General features: G+C 74.2%; 1 protein-coding gene. It reads left to right on the forward strand.

The window, feature by feature from the left end; all coding sequences use genetic code 11:
- Positions 1–1,804, forward strand: a 1,804-nt coding sequence (locus ACFU99_RS42505) for a right-handed parallel beta-helix repeat-containing protein (RefSeq protein WP_384403838.1), incomplete at both ends; no start/stop codon positions are given.

Consider the following 1,804-nt stretch of genomic DNA (forward strand, 5'->3'; position numbering starts at 1 on the left):
CGCCGACGGAGCGGCGCTGCGGCTGGACGCCACCACGGTCGGCGACTCGGCCGACAGCGGTCTGGCCGCGGGCGGCGACGCCGATGTCGAGGTGCGCGGCGGCGGCATCGCCCGCTCCCGGGCCAACGGCGTCTTCGCCACCGACGAGAGCCGGCTCACGCTCGTCGACTGCGCGGTCACCGACAGCGCGTTCACCGCCGTGCACCTGGCCGGGTCCGCCCGTGCCACGGTCCGCGGCTGCGAGCTGCGCGGCACGGCGCAGCACGGCGCGCGGGTCACGGAGCGGGCGCTCCTCACGCTCTCCGACAGCCGGATCAGCGCCGCGGACCTCACCGGGCTCGCCGTGGACGGCGGCGACCTCACGGCCCACGGCTGCCGCGTCACGGGCGCGGGCACCGGGATCAGCCTGACCACCGAGCACCGCCCGCTCATCGACGGCTGCGAGATCGAGGACTGCGGCACGGGCCTGGAGGTGACCGCCGGGACCGGCGCGTTGATCGTGAACGTGCAGGTGCGCGGCAGCCGGTCGGCCGGAGTGTTCCTCGGCGAGCACAGCGCCGCATGGCTCGACGGCTGCGAGATCACCGACACCAAGGGCAGCGGACTGGTGCTGTGGAACGGCGCCCGGCCCCGCGTCGGCGCCACCCGGGTGCTGCGCACCGCCAAGAACGGCGTGTACGTCGCCGAGGGCGCGGCGGGGGTGCTGGCGGACTGCGAGATCGCCGCCACCGAATACCCGGCGGTGTACGTCGGCAAGGACGCCGCGCCCGTGCTGCGCCGCTGCCTGATCCGCGACGCCGACGAGGACCTCAAGCTCGCGGACGGCGCCGCGCCGGTCTTCGAGGCGTGCCGCGTCGAGACGGTGAAGGACAGCACGATGCCGGAGTCGGGTTCCGGCGCGGGCCCCGCCATGACCGCGCCGCAGGCGCTGCCCGCGGGCGGCGCGCCGACCGCCGCCGAGACCGCCCCCGCGGTGGAGTCCCTGGCGGACCTGCTGGCCGAACTCCGGGCCCTGATCGGCCTGGACCGGGTCAAGCAGGACGTGGAGACGCTCGTCAAGCTGATGCAGTTGGTGCGTCGCCGCACCGAGGCCGGTCTGCCGCCGCCCCCGCTCAGCCGCCACCTGGTGTTCGCCGGGAACAGCGGCACCGGCAAGACCACGGTGGCCCGGCTGTACGGGCGGCTGCTGGCCGCGCTGGGGCTGCTCTCCCGCGGTCATCTGGTCGAGGCCGACCGGGGCTCGCTGGTGGGCGAGTACGTCGGGCACACCGCGCCCAAGACCACCGCGATCTTCCGGCAGGCGATCGGCGGCGTGCTCTTCATCGATGAGGCGTACGCGCTGGTGCCGCACGGCCAGGGCTCGGACTTCGGGCTGGAGGCCATCTCGACGCTGGTGAAGCTGATGGAGGACCACCGGGAGGACGTGGTGGTCATCGTGGCCGGCTACCCCGACGAGATGTCCCGGTTCATCGACGCCAACCCGGGCCTCGCCTCCCGGTTCACCCGGACCCTGCTCTTCGACGACTACAGCTCGCAGGAGCTGGTCGGGATCGTGGCGAACCACGCGGAGCAGCACAAGTACGAACTCGGCGGGGAGACCCCGGCGGCGCTCGCCGACTACTTCGACTCGGTCGAGCGCGACGAGCGGTTCGGCAACGGCCGTACCGCGCGCCAGCTCTTCCAGCGGATGACGGAGCGCCACGCGGCGCGGCTGGCCGACCACGCGGCCCTGCCGTCCCCGGCCGGGGACGGCTTGTCCGAGCCGGACGACGACGATCTGGTGACCCTGCTGCCCGAGGACATC

Origin of the sequence: Streptomyces sp. NPDC057654 (assembly GCF_042800135.1) — a bacterium.
Taxonomy (GTDB): Bacteria; Actinomycetota; Actinomycetes; order Streptomycetales; family Streptomycetaceae; genus Streptomyces.